Origin of the sequence: Methylococcus capsulatus str. Texas = ATCC 19069 (genome assembly GCF_000424685.1) — a bacterium.
Classification (GTDB): Bacteria; Pseudomonadota; Gammaproteobacteria; order Methylococcales; family Methylococcaceae; genus Methylococcus; species Methylococcus capsulatus.
The window spans coordinates 316,216-337,363 of the sequence record NZ_AUKJ01000016.1 but is presented as its reverse complement, the minus strand read 5'-3'; the positions used below and the strand labels follow the sequence as shown (position 1 = coordinate 337,363).

Below are 21,148 nucleotides of genomic sequence, written 5' to 3'. Positions count from 1 at the left end.
AAACGCCCGACTACCGGCTTTGCCCCTCCCTCAGCCGCTCCATGAGCACGCGAGCTTCGGCCCTCTGGCGTTCACTCCCCGCGGCGAGGATCTCCTCGAGTAGTTCGCGGGCCGAATCGGAGTCACCCATGTCGACATAGGCCTTGCTGAGGTCGAGCTTGGTCTCGAGCGGGTCCATGTCGGTGATGTCCCCATACGGATCCGTGTCTTCCCGTGTCAGGCCAGGCGCACTCGAACCCGGCTCCCCGGCGCTTCCCCCGCTTCGCTGCGCCGGAACCGCCTCGATCTCGATGGTCAACGGCGGTTCGGACAGGAGGGCCGAGGTCTCCTGTGCCGGAGATCTTTCGGCATTTTCGCCAAGACCGTCCAGCTCCGCGAGTAGCGCCTCGAGGGACTCATCCCGGGGACCTGCCGAACCGGCATACGGCTCCGGTTCATAAGCGATGAGATTGCCGGCGTCATGGACGATCTCCGGCTCTTCCTTCACGATTCCACCCCGCGCCGCCGGTTCCAGCCCAGCGAGATCGAACTCGAGAGGGGGTATATCTTCGGTCGTAGCCTCCTCTCCATGTGCAGCGCCGGCCGATAGCTCCGCCTCGACGGCCTCCGGCGGTACTTGTTCCGCGGCCGCAGGCGGCGGTGGCGGCTCGGGAGCGGTCTCGCCCGCGAGCGGCGGGAGCGCCGGCGCAGCGGCCGCATCGGGGAAACCGTCCGGAGCATCGGCCGGGACAGGAGATTTCAGGCGCAGCTTGAGACTCAAGCGGGATACCTCCCCCCAAAGTTCCGGCCGCGTCTCGCGCCAGCCCGACAACTCCTCCGCCAGCTCCTCGAACGCCTGGTATTTCCCTTCCAGATACAAAACCTCGAGCAGTTTCAGGTGAAATTCGTCGCGTTCGGGGTGGGCCGCGACGGCAGCCCGCATCAGCTGTTCGGCCTGGACATGCTTTCCGTTGGCCAGAAAAGCATCGGCCTCGGCGATCGGGTCGACCGGCTCCACGGCGTCCACCCCTTTGACCATGTTGCCGTATGCTTCCAGACTGCGGACACCCGCGGCGGAAACGGTCCGCGTCGCCGCAGATTCCTTGCTGCCGGTCATCAACCTATCGAGACTCGAAGGCAGCCCCAGGCCAAGGTCGAACAGCCAACGCTTCCGGTTCGCCCACCAGGCCAACGCCGCCGCGAGCGTGATGGCGCCCACACCCAGCCCCCAAAACCATGAGCCATTGGCAGGCGAATCCTCCGACGGCGCAGTTGCCTCCGCCGGAGGCTGGATCACCACAGTCACAGGCGCTGCGGCGCCGGTTTCGGCGACCGGCGACGGCTCCGGCGATGGAGTCGCGTCCGCCTGGGGAGATGTCGCGGCCGGCAAGACACCGGTGCCCGCTCCTGCAGCCGGGGCGACAGCCTGCATCGCCGCGATTTGCTGCTCCTTCGATTCGAGGAGTTTCTGAAGGGCGGAAAGCTGCTGTTCGAGCGCCCCCAGTCGGGCGCGAATTTCTTCATTTTCCTGACGAAGGCTCTCGGCGAGCTCCAGGGCGATGTCCTCCCGGGCGCCGGCGCCGCCAACCTGCCCTTTGCCGCCAGGCGCAAGAAGCTTGAGTCGGGAGCCGTGGGCCGCCGCCTCTCCCCCTTCCGACAGAGGCATGGGAGGCGACGTCGCCGGCGGGGAGACGGGGGCATCCTCCGAGCCACCGCGACGCGCCGCCCGCCGCAATTCCCGCCATTCCCTGGCAGCGTCTGCCGGCTGCAGCCCTGCCAGTACCGAGTGCGGAGGAATGTTCAACACGGCTCCCTGCCTGAGAGCATCGACGTTGCCCCCGACGAAAGCCTCCGGGTTGGCGCGGTAGATGCCGACCTTGACTTGGTCCGGAGTGAGGTCGCCGTTGGCATTGACGGCCTTGGCGATGGAAGAGAGTGTGTCGCGACGCCTTACGGGACCGAATTCCGACATTTCGCCGGCGGACCCGGCGCGACCGGCGGTAGGGAAAGCGGGATGGTCCGCGGCATGCAGCGAACGCGGCACCGGCTCGCGCGGGTATTGGGAGACCCGCTCGGACCGGCCGGGAGAACCCAGGTCGGGGAGGACCGGGGTCGGCGGATCGACCAACACGGTGAACTCCTTGACGACCCGGCCATCCGGCCAATCGACCTCCATGAGAAAACTCAGGAACGGCTCACGGATGGGCTCCCGGGAGCTGATACGGATCACCCCGCTCCCGTCGGCACGCCGCTCCGCCTGAAACCGCAGGCTCGACAGGAACTGCTGGCGCTCGATGCCGGCCTGGGCGAAAGCCTCCGGCGAAGCGAGCATCACCTTGATGTCCTCGAGTTTCTCGTCCGAAACGACGAGAGGCACCTCAGCCTTCAGCGTCTGGTTGAGGGCGGACTGCAACCTGAGTTCCCCGACCCCCAGGGCATGGGAGCCGGGAGAAACAAGGATGCCGATGAGCGTCAGGGACCGACGCGCCAATCTGATCCTCTCCGCTCCGTACACCGCGAGTCGTCAATAAGAATTATAAAAGTTGATGTTTCAAATATACTTGTCTATCAATATCTCCGCAATCTGCACGCTGTTGAGCGCCGCGCCCTTGCGGATGTTGTCCGCGACCACCCACAGATTCAGGCCGCGCGGATGAGAAATGTCCTCGCGGATACGGCCGACGAACACCGGGTCCTTGCCAGCGGCCTCCGTGACGGCGGTCGGGTAGCCTCCCGGCTGGTGCTCGTCGAGCACCACGACGCCCGGCGCCTTCCGCAGCAACGCCCGCGCCTGATCCGCCGTGATCTTGTCACGGGTCTCAATGTGCACGGCCTCCGAATGACCGTAGAACACCGGCACCCGCACCGTGGTCGGATTCACCCGAATGGAATCATCACCCATGATCTTCCGGGTCTCCCAGACCATCTTCATCTCTTCCTTGGTGTAACCGTTGTCCAGAAAGACGTCGATCTGCGGCAACACGTTGAAAGCGATCTGTTTGGGATACACCGAAGACTGGCACGGCCGGCCGTTGAGCAATTGCGCGGCCTGACCGGCGAGTTCCTCGATGGCCTTTTTGCCGGTGCCGGACACCGCCTGGTAGGTGCAGACGTTGATGCGTTCGATGCCGACGGCGTCGTAGATCGGCTTCAGCGCCACCAGCATCTGGATGGTGGAACAGTTGGGGTTGGCGATGATGCCGCGGTTCCGGTAATCGGCGATCTTCTCCGGATTGACCTCCGGCACCACCAGCGGGATGTCGTCCTCGTAGCGGAATCGCGAGGTATTGTCGATCACCACACAACCGGCCGCTGCCGCCTGAGGCGCGTAGACGTCAGAAACCGAGGCGCCGGGCGAAAACAGCCCGATCTGGACCTGGGACCAGTCGAATTCCTCGACGTCCAACACTTTGAGCCGGCTGTCCCGGAACTCCACGCGCTGACCGGCGGAACGGCTGCTGGCCAGCGCGTATACCTCACCCACCGGGAACTGGCGCTGGTCCAGGATGGACAGCATCGTTTCGCCGACGGCCCCGGTGGCACCCAGCACGGCGACGTTGTAGGTCTTGCTCATGATATGACTCGGTTCGGTGAAATTCGGTTGGCGGTCCCTCTCTCCGGGAAGCGTTCGGATCAGACGGCGCGCAAGGCGGTGACGATGGCATCGCCCATCGCAGCGGTACCGACCTCGACGGTGCCTTCCGAGACGATGTCCGCCGTGCGGAAACCCTGATCCAGCGCCGTCTGTACCGCCTTCTCGATCCGCTCTGCCGAGACCGCCTCATCGAAGCTGTAGCGCAACATCATGGCCAGCGACAGGATGGTGGCGATCGGGTTGGCGATGCCGCGGCCGGCGATATCCGGGGCCGAACCGTGGATGGGCTCGTACATCCCCTTGCCGCTCTCGGCGAGGGAAGCGGAAGGCAGCATGCCGATCGAGCCGGTCAGCATGGCGGCACAGTCGGACAGGATGTCGCCGAACATGTTGTCGGTCAGCATCACGTCGAACTGCTTCGGGTTACGGACCAACTGCATCGCGGCGTTGTCCACGTACATGTGGCTCAGCGCCACGTCGGGATAGTCCTTGCCGACCTCGATCACCACCTCGCGCCACAGTTCCGTGCATTCCAGCACATTGGCCTTGTCGATGCTGCACAGGCGCCTGTTACGCTTCCGGGCGATCTGGAACGCGCTATGGGCTATGCGGCGGATTTCCGATTCGCTGTATACCAGGGTGTTGTAGCCCTCCCGCTCTCCGTCCTCGTTGATGCGACGACCGCGCGGCTTGCCGAAATATATGCCGCCGGTCAGCTCCCGCACGATCATGATGTCGAGGCCGGCGACCACCTCGGGCTTGAGGGTCGAAGCCGACACCAGCTGAGGATAGAGCACCGCCGGGCGCAGGTTGGAAAACAGTTCCAGCTCCGAACGCAAGCCCAGGAGCCCCCGCTCGGGCCGCAGCGAATAATCCAACGGCTCCCATTTGGGACCGCCGACCGCTCCAAGCAGGATCGAATCGGCAGCCCGGCACAGCTCCAGGGTTTCCTTGGGGAACGGCGTGCCGTGCGCATCATAGGCCGCGCCGCCGATCAGGGCGTGTTCGGTTTCGACCGCGAGGCCGAAGTCGGACCGCAGGCAGTCCAGAACCTTCAGGGCCTCGGCGACGATTTCGGGACCGATGCCGTCACCGGGCAAGACAGCGATTTTGATAGTCATTGAAGCGATACCTGAATTACTCGAGATTTCAAGGAACGGCAAACAGCCAGGGTGCGGACTTCCTGCGGGCGGCTTCGTAGGCGCGGATGGCATCGGCATGCTGAAGGGTCAGACCGATGTCGTCCAGGCCGTTCAGCAGACGATGCTTGCGGGAGGCATCCACGTCGAAATGGAAGGTCTCGCCGAACGGCGTCGCCACGGTCTGCGACTCCAGGTCGACGGTGAGCTCGAAGCCGGGCCCGGCCTCGCTAAACAGCCGGTCGACCGTGGCCTCGTCGAGCACGATGGGCAGGATGCCGTTCTTGAAGCAGTTGTTGTAGAAGATATCGGCGAAACTCGGCGCGATGATGGCGCGGAAGCCGTAATCCTCCAGCGCCCAGGGCGCATGCTCGCGCGAGGAGCCACAGCCGAAGTTCTTGCGGACCAGCAATATCCTGGCGCCGGCGTAACAGGGCAGGTTGAGCACGAACTCCGGGTTGAGCGGACGGTGGCTGCAATCCATGTCGGGCTCGCCACGGTCCAGGTAACGCCACTCGTCGAACAGATAGGGACCGAACCCGCTGCGGCGGATGGACTTCAGGAACTGCTTGGGAATGATGGCGTCGGTGTCGACATTGGCGCGGTCCAACGGCACGACTCGCGAAGTGAATTTCTTGAAAGGCTTCATGCGCGCCCTCGTTCGGTGATGTCGACGAAATGCCCGTGAATGGCCGCCGCAGCCGCCATGGCCGGACTCACCAGATGGGTACGCCCGCCATAGCCCTGGCGCCCCTCAAAATTCCGGTTGGAGGTCGAGGCGCAACGCTCGCCGGGTTCCAGGCGGTCGGCGTTCATCGCCAGACACATGGAACAACCCGGGTCGCGCCATTCGAAACCGGCCTCGAGGAACACCTTGTCCAGCCCCTCCTGCTCCGCCTGCCGCTTGACCAAACCCGAGCCGGGCACCACCAGTGCCTGCTTCACGCTGGCAGCGCGCTTGTGCCCCCGGACGACTTCCGCCGCGGCGCGCAGATCCTCGATCCTGGCATTGGTGCAGGAGCCGATGAACACCCGATCGACCCGGATCGCGCCGATTGGCGTGCCCGGCAGGAGATCCATGTACTGCAGCGCCCGCTCCATGCTCTCCCGCCGCACGGGATCGGCTTCCGTGGCCGGGTCGGGCACCTCGGCATCCACCGCCACGACCTGTTCCGGCGAAGTCCCCCAGGTCACCTGCGGCTTGATGCTGGCGGCATCGATCTCGACGACCTTGTCGAATACCGCATCCGGATCGCTGTGCAGGTCTTTCCATGCCTCGACCGCCCGCTCCCACAACGCGCCCGCCGGAGCGAACGGGCGGCCCTCGAGGTAGTCGAGCGTGACTTCGTCCACCGCCACCAGGCCGGCACGTGCGCCCGCCTCGATCGCCATGTTGCAGACCGTCATCCGGCCTTCCATCGACAGACCGCGAATGGCTTCGCCAGCGAATTCGATGGTGTAGCCGGTGCCGCCGGCGGTTCCGATACGTGCGATGACCGCCAGTACCAGATCTTTCGCCGTCACGCCCGGCGCCAGCTTGCCCTGGACGCGGACCAGCATGTTCTTCGCCTTGCGCTGCACCAGGCATTGCGTGGCCAGTACGTGCTCGACCTCAGAAGTGCCGATCCCGAAGGCGAGCGCCCCGAAAGCGCCGTGAGTCGAAGTATGCGAATCGCCGCAAACGATGGTCATGCCCGGCAGGGTCGCGCCCTGCTCGGGCCCGATCACATGCACGATACCCTGGCGCACGTCGTCCATCGCGAATTCGGTGATGCCGAAATCGGCGCAGTTCTTGTCCAGGGTTTCCACCTGCAGGCGCGACACCGGATCGGCGATACCCCTGTCGCGGTCGGCGGTGGGGACGTTGTGGTCGGCCACCGCAAGATTGGCATCCACCCGCCAGGGTACACGCCCCGCCATCCGCAGCCCTTCGAATGCCTGAGGCGAGGTCACCTCGTGGATTAGATGACGATCGATGTAGATCAGGCACGATCCGTCCGCATCGACATGCACGACGTGGTCGTCCCACAGCTTGTCGTAAAGGGTTTTTCCGCTCATGGCTTCTAGATGCAAAGATGGTTCCGGCGGCATCTTCAGGCCAGGCTGGCCAGCACCGCGTCACGGATCGCCTCGACGCTGCCCACCCCCGGCACGGTGTGGAACTTCACCCCGCCCTGTGCCGCTTTGCTCCGGTAGTAATCGACCAATGGCTTGGTCTGGACATGGTAGATCTCCAAGCGCCTGCGGATGGTCTCCTCCTTGTCATCCTCGCGTTGGACCAGCGGCTCGCCGGTCTCGTCGTCCTTGCCTTCCACCTTTGGGGGATTGAACACCACGTGGTAGGTACGCCCGGAAGCCGGATGCACCCGCCGGCCGCTCAAACGCCGGACAATCTCCTCGTCATCCACCGCGATCTCCACCACGTGGTCGAGCGTCACGCCCAACTCGGCCAAAGCGTCGGCCTGGACGATCGTTCGAGGAAAGCCATCCAACAGAAAGCCGTTCGCGCAGTCCGGCGCGGCAATACGCTCCTTGATCAAGGCGAGGATGATCGAATCCGACACCAGCTGCCCGGCATCCATGATCTTCTTCGCCTCCATGCCCAGAGGCGTACCCTCGCGCACCGCGGCACGCAGCATGTCGCCGGTGGAAATCTGGGGGATGCCGAAACGCTCCGTGAGGTACTTGGCCTGCGTACCCTTACCAGACCCAGGGCTTCCCAGCAACATGATGCGCATGAATGACTCCGACGGTTTTGTGTGAGAAACCCTGCATCATGCCATAGATACGACCGCTGCGCCTACCGGCCCACTCCCGATGCCCGGCAAAACGGTGGCGGGCCGCTCGCCGAACGGACCGGACCGACTCTGTCCGCTCCGCAACGTTGGGGAAATACTCCCGATACAACCTCGTGATCTACTTGGCATCGTGGGTCGAAGCCTACTCCCCGGCCCACATCGACAGTCAACCATGGAACCGGTGCCCCAGCGGCCAGCCGCCCTAGCTGGCCGCTCCCTGCCTCGAACCCCGCCGCGGCCCTCCACGATCCCCGCCCCCGAACTCGACCGGCAACACTATGGCGTCCCCGTGCGCCCCGCCCTCTCCGTCTCCTTCCCGCCACAAAGACCGGAAAAACCGGCTACATCCCGGAAATAATCCCGATACACACGAGTGTTGAACTGTCGTTAGGGAATGGAAACACCATGACGATCCTCCTCGGTGTCTCGCGTAGCTTGGGTCCCTTTCGGCGGCCGGCCGGGGTTGCCCCTCCCTCACCTCACGTGCCCGGCTGGCCGCCCCTTCACCCGTTAGCTGGCGTTCTGGAGAGCAAACTCCCAGTTCAACAGCTTTTCGAGAACGGCATTCACATAATCGGCGCGGCGGTTCTGGTAGTCCAGATAATAAGCATGCTCCCAGACGTCGATTACCAGCAATGGCTTTTTTCCGGACGTCAAAGGAATGTCGGCATTGGCCGTCCTGATGATCTCGAGTTTGTCGCCATCGAGAACGAGCCAGGCCCAGCCACTACCGAACTGCGAAACCGCTGCGCTCGCGAACTCCTTTTTACAAGCAGCGACGCTGCCGAACGAAGCTTCGATTTTCCGCCTCAGTGCGGCCGGGGGCTCGCCACCACCGTTGGGCCGCAGGCTTTTCCAGTAAAAGGTATGATTCCAAACCTGGGCCGCATTATTGAAAATCGAAGTCCGGTCCGCCTTCCCGGCAGTATCGTGAATGATTTTTTCCAAAGTAGAATCGGCATATTCCGTCCCTGCCACGAGCTTGTTCAGGTTGTCCACATAACCCTTGTGATGCTTGCCATAGTGAAAGCCGATGGTATTGGCCGAAATCACCGGCGCCAGGGCGTTCTCGGCATAAGGCAGCGGCGGCAAGACATGGGGGGATGCAGCCTTCGAAACTCTGGGGAGCCCGCCTGCCGCCAACCAGGCGACGGCTCCCGCGGATGCGACAAGAAAGCTGCGACGCTCGTGTAAGATCGATGATTCACGCACATGATTCTCTCTCATAGCTGCACCTGATGGGTGGGATGGATGTTTGGCCCCCTCCTTGTCACCGCAGGCCGATTCAGGCTTTCTTGACAAATTCCGATTTCAGACCCATCGCGCCGATACCTTCGATCTTGCAATCGATGTCATGGTCGCCATCGACCAAACGAATGTTCTTGACCTTGGTACCGACTTTGACCACCGATGATGAGCCCTTGACTTTCAAATCCTTGATCACCGTCACACTGTCCCCATCTTTCAGCACGTTGCCGTAAGCGTCCTTCACCACATTCCCGCCTTCCGCGCTTTCGCCTGCGGCGGTTCTGGCCCATTCGTATCCGCATTCCGGACAGATGAACATGTCGCCGTCTTCATAGGTGAATTCGGAATTGCATCCGGGGCAACGCGGAAAACTGGCCATTTGATACCTTTTGAAGTCGGCTATGAAAAGTGGACGGAATCTACACTGCCGCCTGGAACGAAGTCAAAGACGAGGAACGGAAGGCGGTTCCTTCCATCGAGCGGGCTCTTGTTCCAAACGACCTGGAAAGGGAGCCGTCCCGGCAAGACTCCGCCCTCGCCGGTTCGGCAGACCACGGGGCCTTCGCCTGTACGGCACGCCAGAAGGCGATTACACAATGCTGACATTCCGCACACATTCAAGACACAACCCCGTGCTGAACTGTTCACCGTGAATCAGCCACCTCGGCAAAGCTGCGGGTGACTATTCATGGTTCATCATCTCCCATCTTCGGCGACCGGCATCGCGTCCCCTCCCTGCCGGTCGCCGGCTTTTTGGGCCGGGGGCCTCGGTTTCGGTGTCGAATGTGGCGGGGCGGATCGGATGTCCGGCTATTCGGGGACGATGGCGCGTCTCGCGCCGTTACGACGCTGAAATGCAGCCATGGTCGCTCGCAGTTGTGTACCAGTTCACTGCACCACTACGCTGCAATGCCTGCTATTGCGATAGCTATGGTGCCTCGGGCCGGGATCGAACCGGCACGGCCTTGCAGCCGAGAGATTTTAAGTCTCTTGTGTCTACCAGTTTCACCACCGAGGCGTGGGTGCGTGCAGTAGCCGCACGCATCTTATCATTTCACCTCGGTTCTGGCAGCGCGCACCGCACCCTGCCAGGCTCAAGCATGAGTCCGTGCTCTGATCTCGACACTCGGTTACGACTCACCGCCTCCGGGCGTCACCAGCCGCGCCTCGAGCCTGCCCGCGAAGGGAGTTTATTACAGAGGGTAGCCTTCGTCCCGAAAAAGGGCCTTGCAGGCGTCGACGACCCGCGGGTCGTACCAGCTCCCGCGGCGCGCCTCCAATTCCGCCAAAGCCGCTTCCTTGCCGAGACCGGGCCGGTAGGGGCGGTGTGACGACATCGCCTCCATGACGTCCGCGACCGCGATGATCCGGGCACCGAGGAGAATGGCCTCACCGGCCAGTCCTTGCGGATACCCCGAACCGTCCAGCTTCTCGTGATGCTGCAGAACCATGTCTGCGATCGGCCAGGGGAATGCGATGTCCTTGAGTATGTCGTACCCGACCTGGGAGTGGGTTTTGATGAAATCGAATTCCAAGGGAGTCAGCCGCCCGGGCTTGGTCAGGATTTCGGCGGGGATGCGAATCTTGCCGAGATCGTGGACCATGGCGGCCAGGCGGATACCATGCACTTCGTCTTCGGAAAGATTCAGCTTTTTCGCGATGGCCGCAGCCAGCTCGGCCACCCGCCGCTGGTGGCCGGCGGTGTAAGGGTCCCGCATTTCGAGGGTGGTGGCGACGGCTTGAATCGTCTGCTCCAGGCTTCGCGTGATCCGATCGGCGGTCTTCAGGCGTTCGGCCTGATCCCGCAGATGAGCGATGCCGTAGGCCATGTCCCCCGCAAGCTTTTCCAGCAGTGCCATTTCGTCGCCATCGAAAGCCTCCACAGTGTCCCCGCAGAGCCCCAGCATGCCGGTGACCTCCGAGCCGTTCCGTATCGGAATCAGCGCAAAGGCATCACAGCCCAGGGCGATGGCACAGTGACGCAAGGGGAACAGCGGCGATGCTTCGTCGACCTCCCTGGCCACCCGCCTGACCCCCGAATGGCCCACGCTGCGGAGGATGGAATCGAACACCCCGCGATCCCGCAGCCGAGCAGCGAAATCCGCAATCCCCGGCGTTGAGCTGTGATAAACCTCAGGCGGCCGATGTGCGTTCGCATCCTCCGGGAGCACGCCCACCCAAGCTTTGCCATAGCCGCCGGCGTCGGCGATGACGCGGCACATCTCGCCGAGCAGCTCGGCTTCGCTCCGCGCCCGGACCAGGATACTGTCGCAGCCGATGATGGTCTCGAGAACCCTGTTGAGCCGCCGCAACGCCTGCTCCGATCGCTTGACCTCGGTGATGTCGCGCCCGATCACGGAAGCGCCCACCACTTTCCCGTCTTCACCGCGCAGAGGGGATATCGTCAGCGAAACGTCGAACAGCTTCCCGCTCCGGGTCAGACGCCGGGTCTCAACGCCCCTGACCGCCCTGCCTTGGGCAATTTCCGCCAGACACCGGCGAATCTCGCCGTGGAGTTCCGGGGGCACCAGCCGGGTGACGGGCTGGCCGATGATTTCCTCGGCGCGGTATCCGTACATCTTCTCGGCACCGGCGTTCCAGCTCGTGATGATGCCATCGAGATTCTTGGTCACGATGGCGTCCTCCGACGACTCGACGATGGCGGCCAGCCGGGCCTTGAGGGCATCCGCATGTTTGCGCTCGGTGATGTCCCGGATGATGCCGATGGCAGCCCACTCCCCGCGAATCTTCACCGAAGAGACCGAAAGCTCTATCGGAAATTCAGTGCCCCCCTTGCGCAATGCGAACATTTCCCGTGTCTGGCCGATCGCCGCACCGGTGCCGCTCCGCCGGAACTCGGCGATTCCGGCGCGGTAACGCTCGAGGTAGGGACCAGGCGCCAGCACCTCATGGAGATCGCGCCCCATGATTTCATCACTCGAGTAACCGAACATGGCCTCCGCCGCCGGGTTCCAGTAGGTCACCCGACCGTGACCGTCGATGATCGCAATGGCGTCCAACGCCGCCGTGCTGATCTGGCGGAACTTCTCCTCGCTCTCGGCCAGATCGTCCTGGACGGCCCGGCGAATGTCGCATTCGCGCTGAAGCTCCTGGGTCTTTTCCGACAATGCGCGGGTGCGCTCTTCCACGCGCTGTTCGAGCAGGCGGTTGGAGCGGGCCAGTTCCGCCACGAACACGCGATTCTCCAGTGTCCTTGCCACGACATTGGCGATGTTGCTGAGGAAATCACGGTAATTGCGGAACTCCGCCGGATCCGACAGGCGCAGCAGCAATACCCCATAGAAACGAGACGCGATCCGCAAGGGGTAAACGAAAAGCCGCTGGCCTTTCCCCAGAGGGCCGGCCACGATCCGGGCATGATTGGACTCCATCCCGGCACACAGGGACGCAAGCTCGGCACACGCCGGCATCAGCCTGCCATTGATGCAAAGATGGGCGCCCGCCACCCCGGGCACCTCGGCCAAAGCAGCGTTCAAGAACTCCCCTATGCCAGCAGGGTCGGGAAGTATGTCCAGCGTCTCCTGAATCACCAGGAGACGGCCGAGGACGGTCGCCTCCAATTCCAACCGCGTCATCGCTCAGACGTTCGGGACAGGATAACGGGCGAAATATTCCTCCGGGGAGAGATAGTAGGGATTGTGCACGACCTGTCCCCGCACGATCATCATGGGGTGGGCGTTGAGAATCTTGAAGAGGGTGGCGCCGTCGAAGTGGTTGGCGTCGTACTGGCAAATCACGGTGAGCGGGCAATCGACCACCAGGAGGTTGATGCGGGACTCGTATTCGGCGAGCCGTTCCGAGCCCGGCAGCCCCCGCAGCGCCCAGTGCATTTCCCCGGTCAGCCGGACGCCGTTGAACCCTTCCCGGATGCCATCCTCGTAGGCCGAACGCAGCCGGCCCAGCATCCTGTCGGGCGAGAAACGGCCCTCCGGGCAATACACGTCGACGGACGGGTCGATTTCCAACTGCGCCTCCTCGGTGGGTACGATGCCGAGGCCAGCGAGATAGTCGCGCAGCGCCTGAGGACTCATTTCCTCGACGAAATACGCGATCTTTTCCCCGCTTTCGATGCCGCTGCGCACGAACTCGGACATGATTTCCAGGCGTTCCCGCTCGTCGTTGTAGATGTAGCACATATGGGTGCCGGGCGGAAAAAGCTCTGCGGTGAAACCCAGCGATACCGTGGCCCGTGCAGATGCCGTCATGTGCTCCTCCTAGTTGTGGGTTGTCTCGGCTGCAGCGGACAAGCATAGGCCTTTTTCCGCCGATTCATAGCCAGCGCAAACGGTTGGCATTGGTGACCACGGTGACCGAAGAAAGCGCCATGGCCGCGCCGGCGATCATCGGGTTCAACAGTATGCCGGCGAAGGGATACAGGATTCCGGCTGCGATCGGTATGCTCAGGGTGTTGTAAATGAACGCCCCCAGCAGATTCTGTTTGATGTTGCGCACCGTCAGCCGCGACAAGTGAACGGCCTCGGAGACTTTCAGCGGCGAACCCGCCATGATCACGACGTCACCGCTTTCGATGGCGATGTCGGTGCCGGTGCCGATGGCGAAACCCACATCGGCTTGCGCAAGGGCCGGAGCGTCGTTGATGCCGTCGCCGACCATGCCGACGATCTCGCCGCGCGACTGGAGTTCTTTCACCACCGTCGCCTTGTCCTGCGGCAATACCTGGGCTCGGACTTCGTCGATCCCGACCGAGCGGGCGATCGCCCGGGCGGTCGCCTCATGATCGCCGGTCACCATCAATACCCGGACACCCAGCTCCTTCAGGCGTTGCACCGCTTCACGCGCATCCGGCTTGATCGGGTCGGCGACCCGCAGCAGACCGACCACCCGGCCGTCGGCCGCCAGCAGGAGTGGCGTCAGCGCCTCCTGGAAGCAGTTCGCCAGCAGACCCTCGAACGCATGCAAATCGACGCCGTACTTTTCCATCATGGCCACGTTGCCGAGCAGCAAGCGACTGCCGTCGACGCTGCCGGCCACACCGTGACCAGGCTCCGCGGCGAAACCCTCCACCGCGGACGTGGCTATCTTGCCCGCCTCCGCGGCCCGCAGCACCGCCGAAGCCAGCGGATGTTCGGACCCTGCTTCGAGGCTCGCGGCCAGGCCCAGCACCCGTTCCTCCGACCAGCCCGGGGCCGTGTCGATGCCCATCACGCTGGGCCGGCCTTCGGTGATCGTCCCCGTCTTGTCCAGCACCGCGGCGGTGAGACGGCCCGCGCTCTGCAACGCCTCGCCCCGGCGGATGAGGATGCCGTGCTGGGCGGCGCGGCCGACCGCGACCATGATCGAAATCGGCGTCGCCAACCCCAGGGCACAGGGACAGGCGATGACCAATACCGTCATCGCGGTGACGAAGGCATAGCCGAACGAAGGCGCCGGCCCGAAAATCCACCAGACCAGAAAGGTGAAGGCGGAAATGCCGACCACCACTGGCACGAACACCGCGGACACTTTGTCCACCAGGCGGGCGATCTCGGGCTTGGTAGACTGGGCCTGACGCACGCTGGCGATGATCTGCGCCAGTACGGTATCACGCCCAATGCGGGTGGCGCGGAACAAGAAGCTGCCGGACTGGTTCAAAGTGCCCGCCACCACGGTATCGCCCTCGCCTTTTTCCACCGGCATGGGCTCGCCGGTCAGCATGGACTCGTCCACGGTCGACCGGCCCTCGACCAGGATGCCGTCCACGGGAATCTTTTCTCCCGGCCGTACCCGCAGGATTTCGTCCAGACCGACCTCGGCAATCGGTACGTCGAGTTCCTGGCCGCCGCGGATCACCCGCGCGGTGCGGGGCTGCAGGCCGATCAACGCGCGGATCGCGGAAGAAGTCTTGCCGCGGGCGCGCGTCTCCAACGCCGAACCGAGATTGATGAACGCGAGGATGACCGCCGCCGCCTCGAAATAGGCATGCTGCCCTTGCGCCGGCAGCAGCTCGACGGAGTCGATGGCAACCGTCGAATAAAACCAGGCCGCGCCAGTGCCCAGCGCAATGAGGGTGTCCATGTTCGCCTGGCGGTGCTGGAACGACTTGACCGCGCCGCGGAAGAAATGCCCGCCGGAGAAATACAGCACGACCAGGGTGAGCAGCGAAACGAGGGTCCAGAACGTCGTCCCCGAGGCCGTTCCGATCATCGGAAACCAATCCAGGTGCGCCCCCAGCATCAGCGGCACGCCCAGTGAGCCGGCCCAGGCGGCTTTTTTCAGCAGTTCGCGGTAGCGCTCCTCTTCGGCCCGCTCCTGCGCTGCCGGGTCTTCGAGGGCTTCCATCACCGCACCGTCATAGCCCGCCTCCTTGAGCGCGGCCTTCAGGCTTTCCGGATCGGCCTCGCCCTTCACCAGGGCGGAATGGTCGCCGAAATTGACGCTGACGGACTCCACACCCGGCACCTCCTTCAACGCGGTTTCCACCGCCTCGACGCATCCGGCACAACGCATGCCCAAGACGGACAAGCGCAACCCCTGGTCATTGCTCGAATCGTTACGGTCGTTCATGACTTGGCGTGATCCTCAGTGGTCGGTTACGGAGGGCGGTCGAGGCCTGTAAGGCCGGTTTGCCCGTGTGGATAAACCATATCACGGACGGCAGAGCATCCGCAGCAGGACGGATAGTCCCCCTGCCGCCGAAACCACTGCCGGAACCTCCCCCGCCGAAGCCGGACCCGCCGGAGCTGCGCGGCGCCGAGCTCATGGCTGACGCGGCCCGCGCCATCATCGTGGGCCGCTCCCGCAAAAATCAGGACCGCCCACCGCGTCCCCAGCACCGGCCCCTGCCATCGAAGCACACGGCCGGCACCCTGCGCTGGGCGGTTTCGTCAAGCTCGGAGAAGGCACGGGCGGGGCCCCGAACCGACATGGCCCGATCACGGGCAGCAATGAGTGCCTCCAGCGCACCTTTTCGTTCGCGACATGTGCCTTGATGGTTTCCAGCAGGTTCGAAACCAGATCGTGGCGGCGCTCGAGCCGCACCACAGTGCGTCATAGGTGAAAACGATCGAATGGATGATCAGGATGAGGACCAGAACCGCATACTGCATGGCTGCCTTGGCTCCTCGTCGACTCGAACCGGCAAGGTGACGCGCCGGCGGCCGTCTCTGGGTACAGGAGGGTTTTGTGAAATCCGGAAAGCCTCCGAAAGACGGGATATTTTCCCTATCCATTCCGGGCAGCCGTTCCCTATCATTGCGCGATTTTTTGAGAGTGACATCGACATGCGCAAGATCACGGTGTGCAGCCTCGCCGCCTTGAGTTTCGCCCAGTGCGCCGGCGCAGCGGAGGACACCTCCAGCACGGCCGACGCCGGGGCGGCGGGGGACAAGACGGTGCAACTGGAAACCGTCAAGGTCATAACCGACTCGCCGGTGGGTGATTCAGGGGTGGAGGAATACAAGCTGCCTTCGCATGTCCAGACCGTCGACGCCAAGGAGCTGGACCAGGCGGAAAGCGTCACTCTGCCGGACTACATGAACCGCTTCTTCGGCAGCGTCAATGTCAATGACGCCCAGAACAACCCGTTCCAGCCGGACGTGCAGTACCGCGGTTTCGTCGCCTCGCCTTTGCTGGGGTTGCCGCAAGGGCTTTCCATTTACGTCAACGGCATCCGCTTCAACGAGCCCTTCGGCGACACGGTGAACTGGGACCTGATCCCCGAGGGCGCCATCGACAGGATGAGCCTCGAATCCGGTTCCAATCCGGTGTTCGGCCAGAACACCCTGGGTGGCGCGATCAGCGTCCGCACCAAAACCGGTTTCACCGCACCGGGCTACCGCGCGGAACTGTTCGGCGGTTCGTGGGGACGCAACTCGGAGGAGGTCGAGACAGGCTGGAACAACGGCGAATTCGGGGCCTATTTCCATTTCCGCAATTTCCACGAGGACGGCTGGCGCGAATACTCACCCACCGGCGTGATGCAGTGGTTCTCCACCCTCAGCTGGAAAAACGACGACCGCTCCAACCTGAACTTGAACTTCGCGGCCACCGACGACAACATGGTCGGCAACGGCGCGGTTCCAGTCCAGCTCTACGACCAGCAGCCCAACGCCGTCTTCACCTATCCGGACCAGACCAAGACGAACCTCTTCCTGGCCTCGCTGGACGGCAACCACTGGCTGACCGACGACATCGAACTGTCCGGCAACGCCTTCTTCCGCCAGAACCTGATCAGCACCTTCAACGGCGACGGTTCGGACTACGAACCCTGTGAAAACGATCCCACCTATATGTGCAACGAAGGCGGGGAAGGCGAAGAAGTACTCGACATCGAAGGCAGGCCCGTGGTGTCCACCCCCAAGGTCGAGGGCGCCACCAACAATTTCACCCAGACCAACCAGCGCAACTACGGCGGCAGCCTGCAGACGGCCTTCAACCAGACGCTGGGCGGCTACGGCAACCGTCTGCTGGTCGGCGGCGTCTACAATCAGGGTCAGGTCGATTACGGCGCCGACACCGAACTGGCTGCACTCTTGAGCAGCCGTGGCACCCTGGGCAGCGGTGTCATCCTCGAAGAGCCGCGGGTGCGCCTCCATACCAGCGTCTACAACTACGGAGTCTATCTGAGCGATTCGTTTTCGCTCACCGACGAGCTCACCTTCACCGTATCGGGCCGCTACAATCTGACCCAGATCGAACTCACCGATCAGATAGGTACCGAGCTGAACGGCAAACACAGCTACGACCGGATCAATCCTTCCGCCGGCCTCACCTACAACTGGCGACCGGAACTCAACTTCTTCGGCAACTTCAGCCAGTCGAACCGCGCGCCGACGCCGCTCGAACTCAGCTGTGCCGACCCGGCCCAGCCCTGCAAGCTGCCCAACGCCTTCCTATCCGATCCGCCGCTCAAACAGGTGGTCGCGACCACCGGCGAAATCGGCGCGCGCGGCATGTTCGAGGACATCGATTTCGGGGTGGGACTGGAAGGCGATGTCAACTGGAACGCGACGCTGTTCCAGACCGAGAACAGCAACGACATCCTGTTCATCGCCGCCAGCGGGGTGTACAACAACCAGGGCTATTTCGACAACGTCGGCCAGACCCTGCGCCAGGGCTTTGAGTTTGGGATCAATGCCGAATTCGAGCGGTTCAGGCTGGGGCTGAACTACACCCTGCTCGACGCCACTTTTCAGACGCCGTTCGTCGAGAACAGTCCGAACAACCCCTATGCCCGGGACGGCCTGATCTATGTGCAAAAAGGCGACCACATTCCCGGCATCCCGCAGAACATGCTGAAGTTCAATGCTTCCGTGACCATTCTGGAAGGGCTCACTGCCGGCACCGAGATCATCTACAACAGCGGGCAGTATCTGCGCGGCGACGAAGCCAATCTGACCGCACCGCTGCAGGACTACACCCTCGTGATGCTGCACGGAGAATACCGCTACGACGAGCACTTCTCGATGTTCTTCCGCGTCAACAACCTGTTCGACGCGCAATACCAGACGTTCGGCATGTATGGCAATCCGCAGGAAGTGCTGGGACCTGCCTATACCAACAACCGCTTCGTCGGACCAGGATCGCCCAGGGCCGCCTGGGCGGGCGTCAAGCTGGCATTCTGAAGGAAAACCGGCGGGAGGCCGGTATAATTCCAGGAGCAGCTCATCTCCCCGGAATCGGCATGGACTCGATCACGCTGGCGACACCCGACGACTGGCATCTGCACCTGCGCGACGGCGCAGCCATGGCGGACATCGTGGACCACAGTGCCCGCCAGTTCGGCCGGGCGGTCGTCATGCCCAACCTGAAGCCACCGGTGACGACGGTGACGGCCGCACTGGAATACCGTGGCCGTATCCTGGCGGCCCTGCCGGACGACGCGCGTTTTGAGCCGCTGATGGCGCTTTATCTGACGGATGCCACGCCGGCCGATGAAGTCCGGCGCGCGGCCGAAACGCCTGAAATCATCGGCTTCAAGCTCTACCCGGCCGGCGCCACGACCCACTCCGAGGCCGGCGTCACGGCCATCGGAAAGATCCAGCGGACGCTCGAAGCCCTGGAACGGCATGATGTACCCCTGCTCGTTCACGGCGAGGTCACCGACGCGGAAATCGACATTTTCGACCGGGAAGCGCGTTTCATCGAATCGGTCCTCGAGCCGCTGGTCAGGCGCTTCCCGGCATTGCGCATCGTCCTGGAACACGTGACGACGAAGGAGGGTGTGGAGTTCGTGCAAGGCTGCGGTCCCCGGATCGGGGCCACCATCACGGCCCACCATCTGCTCTATAACCGCAATGCCTTGCTGGCCGGCGGCATCCGCCCTCACCACTACTGCCTGCCGGTGCTCAAGCGCGAATCCCACCGGCAGGCACTGGTATCGGCCGCGACCAGCGGCGACGCCCACTTCTTTCTGGGCACCGACAGCGCTCCCCACCCCCGGCCACACAAGGAGAGTGCCTGCGGTTGCGCCGGCTGCTACACGGCATTCACGGCCGTGGAACTTTACGCCCTTGCATTCGAGCGGGCCGGCGCGCTGGACAAGCTCGAGCGCTTCGCCAGCCACAACGGCGCCGATTTCTACGGCCTCCCCAGGAACCGCGGAACCCTCACCCTGCACCGGACGCCGTGGCGGGTTCCCGACGCTCTGCCATTCGGGCGGGACAGCCTGGTTCCCGCCATGGCCGGAGAAGGCATCCCTTGGCGGGCATCCCGCCACCCGGGTTAGACCGTCCAGAAAAAAAGCCCGCTTCACGAGCGGGCTTTTTGCAGCAGGGCAAGGAACCGTCAGGGCGATACCGGTTTTGCCTTTTCCTTCTCGATGGCTTCGTTGGCGCGGTCTTCGATGCCCTGCAGCTCGAACTCCATTTCCACACCCTCGCCCCCGCCAAAATCCTCCCCCAGCGGAGGATTGCCATCGTGAATGAGATAGTTCCGCTGCTGGAAATAGGCATTGCGGATGAACTCGTAACGGTCCACCGACGCCTCGTCGGCGATCTTGGTCGCGCTCAGCATGTCGGCCCGGACGTCCACGAACCGCCCGGCTCCGGCGCCCCAGGGAATGCTCGCGGGAGTGATGTAGTTGATGGGATTGGCCGCGGTGTCGCCGGCAAACCCGACCACGCCGCGCGGCGAACCTGGCCCGATAACGGGCAGCACGAGATAGGGACCGGATGGCACCCCCCAGGTCGCCAAAGTCTGGTCGAAATCCTCGTAGTGTTTGGGCAGATCGAGCTTATCGGCCACGTCGATGAATCCCGCCATGCCGATCGTCGAGTTGACGAGGAAGCGCCCCAGGTCCTGCCCCGTCTGCAACAATTTGAACTGCAGCAGATCGTTCGCGATCACCGAGACGTCGTCGACGTTGCTGAAGAAATTCGTGACCCCCTTGTCGACGAACTTGGGAGTGGCCCATTGATAGCCCTTGGCCACGGGCTTCATGAAATAGTCGTCGAGTCCATCGTTAAAGGACTGAACACCGCGGTTCCACTCCTCCCAAGGGTCGCGCGAATCGACATGCGTCCGGGGGGCGCCCGCCTCGGGCCCCTCCTGTTTGACCTTGTCCGAGGCACAGCCGGCCGCCCCTGCTGCGACGATGAGGACCAGCGCCAGCCGGCCGCCTATGATTCGAGAGTTTTCCATACTGTTTTTGTACCCTTGATCTCGTGATTCCAGGGGATCTTGACGCGTATCCCGTATTCTAAACGCTACACCGCAATCCGCAATGCAATCCCCCCCGAAATCGCCTTACAATGGGTTTAATGCACCGCAAACCCGCGATCGGCACTCGTCATGACATCCCGCAAATCCCCCCTGGCCCGGCGTTTCCGGAGTTATCTGCCGGTCGTCGTGGACGTCGAAACCTCAGGGTTCGATCCGCACGCCAATGCCTTGCTCGAAATCGCCGCCGTCCACCTGGATATGGACGAATCGGGGAATCTTCACCCCGTCCGCACCCATCAGCTGCATGTGAAACCCTTCGAAGGCGCCAAGCTGGATGAGGCCGCACTGAACTTCAACAAAATCAACCCGTTTCATCCGTTCCGGTTCGCGGTGGACGAACGCGAGGCTCTGTCGCAGATTTTCGACGCCGTCCAGCAGTCCATCCGCCAGCACGGCTGCACGAGGGCGATCCTGGTGGGTCACAACCCGGCCTTCGACATCGCCTTCCTCAACGCGGCATCGAGCCGCGCCAGGATCAAGAAGAACCCCTTCCACCCATTCAGCACGTTCGACACCGCGACCCTGGGGGGACTCGCCTACGGCCAGACCGTGCTGGCACGAGCGGCGCAAGCGGCGGGACTCAGCTGGGACCATCAGGAGGCCCATTCCGCCGCTTACGACGCCAACCAGACCGCCCGGCTGTTTTGCACCATCGTCAACCGCTGGAAGCGGATGACCGAACTCCTGCCGCCGGAGTGATCGGCCGG

15 protein-coding genes and 1 tRNA gene are annotated in these 21,148 nt (G+C 63.3%); 3 read left to right on the top strand and 13 right to left on the bottom strand.

Features of this window, described 5'->3' with window-relative positions:
- Nucleotides 1-10: 10 nt before the first annotated feature.
- The 12 genes from H156_RS0103710 to H156_RS0103655 all read right to left on the bottom strand — a co-directional run bounded on the left by H156_RS0103710 (nucleotide 11) and on the right by H156_RS0103655 (nucleotide 15,284).
- Nucleotides 11-2,470: a motility hub landmark protein FimV gene (locus H156_RS0103710; RefSeq protein WP_017366357.1), complete on the bottom strand. Its 2,460-nt coding sequence runs from the start codon at nucleotides 2,468-2,470 to the stop codon at nucleotides 11-13.
- A 60-nt stretch (nucleotides 2,471-2,530) separates the two neighbouring features.
- Nucleotides 2,531-3,553, bottom strand: coding sequence for an aspartate-semialdehyde dehydrogenase (locus tag H156_RS0103705; RefSeq protein WP_010961306.1), 1,023 nt, complete (start codon nucleotides 3,551-3,553; stop codon nucleotides 2,531-2,533).
- A gap of 59 nt (nucleotides 3,554-3,612) precedes the next feature.
- Complete coding sequence (leuB, locus tag H156_RS0103700; protein ID WP_017366358.1) at nucleotides 3,613-4,695, bottom strand: 3-isopropylmalate dehydrogenase; 1,083 nt, start codon at nucleotides 4,693-4,695, stop codon at nucleotides 3,613-3,615.
- 28 nt (nucleotides 4,696-4,723) lie between these two features.
- Nucleotides 4,724-5,362, bottom strand: a complete 639-nt coding sequence (leuD, locus tag H156_RS0103695) for a 3-isopropylmalate dehydratase small subunit (RefSeq protein ID WP_017366359.1) — start codon at nucleotides 5,360-5,362, stop codon at nucleotides 4,724-4,726.
- Complete coding sequence (gene leuC, locus H156_RS0103690; RefSeq protein ID WP_017366360.1) at nucleotides 5,359-6,771, bottom strand: 3-isopropylmalate dehydratase large subunit; 1,413 nt, start codon at nucleotides 6,769-6,771, stop codon at nucleotides 5,359-5,361. The genes leuD and leuC overlap by 4 nt, the downstream gene beginning before the upstream one ends.
- Nucleotides 6,772-6,806: 35 nt before the next feature.
- Entirely contained in the window at nucleotides 6,807-7,451 is a 645-nt protein-coding gene (adk, locus tag H156_RS0103685; protein WP_017366361.1) for an adenylate kinase, read from the bottom strand.
- 570 nt (nucleotides 7,452-8,021) lie between these two features.
- Nucleotides 8,022-8,738, bottom strand: coding sequence for a superoxide dismutase (locus H156_RS0103680; protein ID WP_154656644.1), 717 nt, complete (start codon nucleotides 8,736-8,738; stop codon nucleotides 8,022-8,024).
- A 58-nt stretch (nucleotides 8,739-8,796) separates the two neighbouring features.
- Complete coding sequence (locus H156_RS0103675) at nucleotides 8,797-9,138, bottom strand: zinc ribbon domain-containing protein YjdM (protein WP_010961312.1); 342 nt, start codon at nucleotides 9,136-9,138, stop codon at nucleotides 8,797-8,799.
- A 552-nt stretch (nucleotides 9,139-9,690) separates the two neighbouring features.
- Nucleotides 9,691-9,777: transfer RNA gene (locus tag H156_RS0103670), tRNA-Leu, on the bottom strand.
- A 175-nt stretch (nucleotides 9,778-9,952) separates the two neighbouring features.
- Nucleotides 9,953-12,355: a PAS domain S-box protein gene (locus H156_RS0103665; RefSeq protein WP_017366363.1), complete on the bottom strand. Its 2,403-nt coding sequence runs from the start codon at nucleotides 12,353-12,355 to the stop codon at nucleotides 9,953-9,955.
- Nucleotides 12,356-12,358: 3 nt separating this feature from the next.
- Nucleotides 12,359-12,985 (bottom strand): MEDS domain-containing protein, encoded by a 627-nt coding sequence (locus H156_RS0103660; RefSeq protein ID WP_017366364.1) that lies wholly within the window; start codon nucleotides 12,983-12,985, stop codon nucleotides 12,359-12,361.
- Nucleotides 12,986-13,049: 64 nt separating this feature from the next.
- The gene (locus H156_RS0103655) at nucleotides 13,050-15,284 is read right to left on the bottom strand and encodes a heavy metal translocating P-type ATPase (RefSeq protein ID WP_017366365.1); all 2,235 of its coding nucleotides are present in this window, start codon (nucleotides 15,282-15,284) and stop codon (nucleotides 13,050-13,052) included.
- Between the two features lie 716 nt (nucleotides 15,285-16,000).
- Between H156_RS0103655 and H156_RS0103650 the strand changes: the two genes are divergently transcribed.
- Both H156_RS0103650 and pyrC read left to right on the top strand, forming a co-directional pair.
- Nucleotides 16,001-18,343: a TonB-dependent receptor gene (locus H156_RS0103650; RefSeq protein WP_017366366.1), complete on the top strand. Its 2,343-nt coding sequence runs from the start codon at nucleotides 16,001-16,003 to the stop codon at nucleotides 18,341-18,343.
- A gap of 59 nt (nucleotides 18,344-18,402) precedes the next feature.
- Nucleotides 18,403-19,446 carry a dihydroorotase gene (pyrC, locus tag H156_RS0103645; RefSeq protein WP_017366367.1) on the top strand — a complete coding sequence of 348 codons (1,044 nt, stop codon included), beginning with the start codon at nucleotides 18,403-18,405 and terminating at the stop codon, nucleotides 19,444-19,446.
- Nucleotides 19,447-19,505: 59 nt separating this feature from the next.
- On the opposite strand, the gene H156_RS0103640 is transcribed toward pyrC, so the two are convergent.
- The gene (locus H156_RS0103640; protein WP_010961319.1) at nucleotides 19,506-20,360 is read right to left on the bottom strand and encodes an MlaA family lipoprotein; all 855 of its coding nucleotides are present in this window, start codon (nucleotides 20,358-20,360) and stop codon (nucleotides 19,506-19,508) included.
- Nucleotides 20,361-20,510: 150 nt separating this feature from the next.
- On the opposite strand from H156_RS0103640, the gene rnt reads away from it, so the two are divergent.
- Nucleotides 20,511-21,140, top strand: coding sequence for a ribonuclease T (rnt, locus tag H156_RS0103635; protein WP_010961320.1), 630 nt, complete (start codon nucleotides 20,511-20,513; stop codon nucleotides 21,138-21,140).
- The last annotated feature ends 8 nt before the right edge of the window (nucleotides 21,141-21,148 follow it).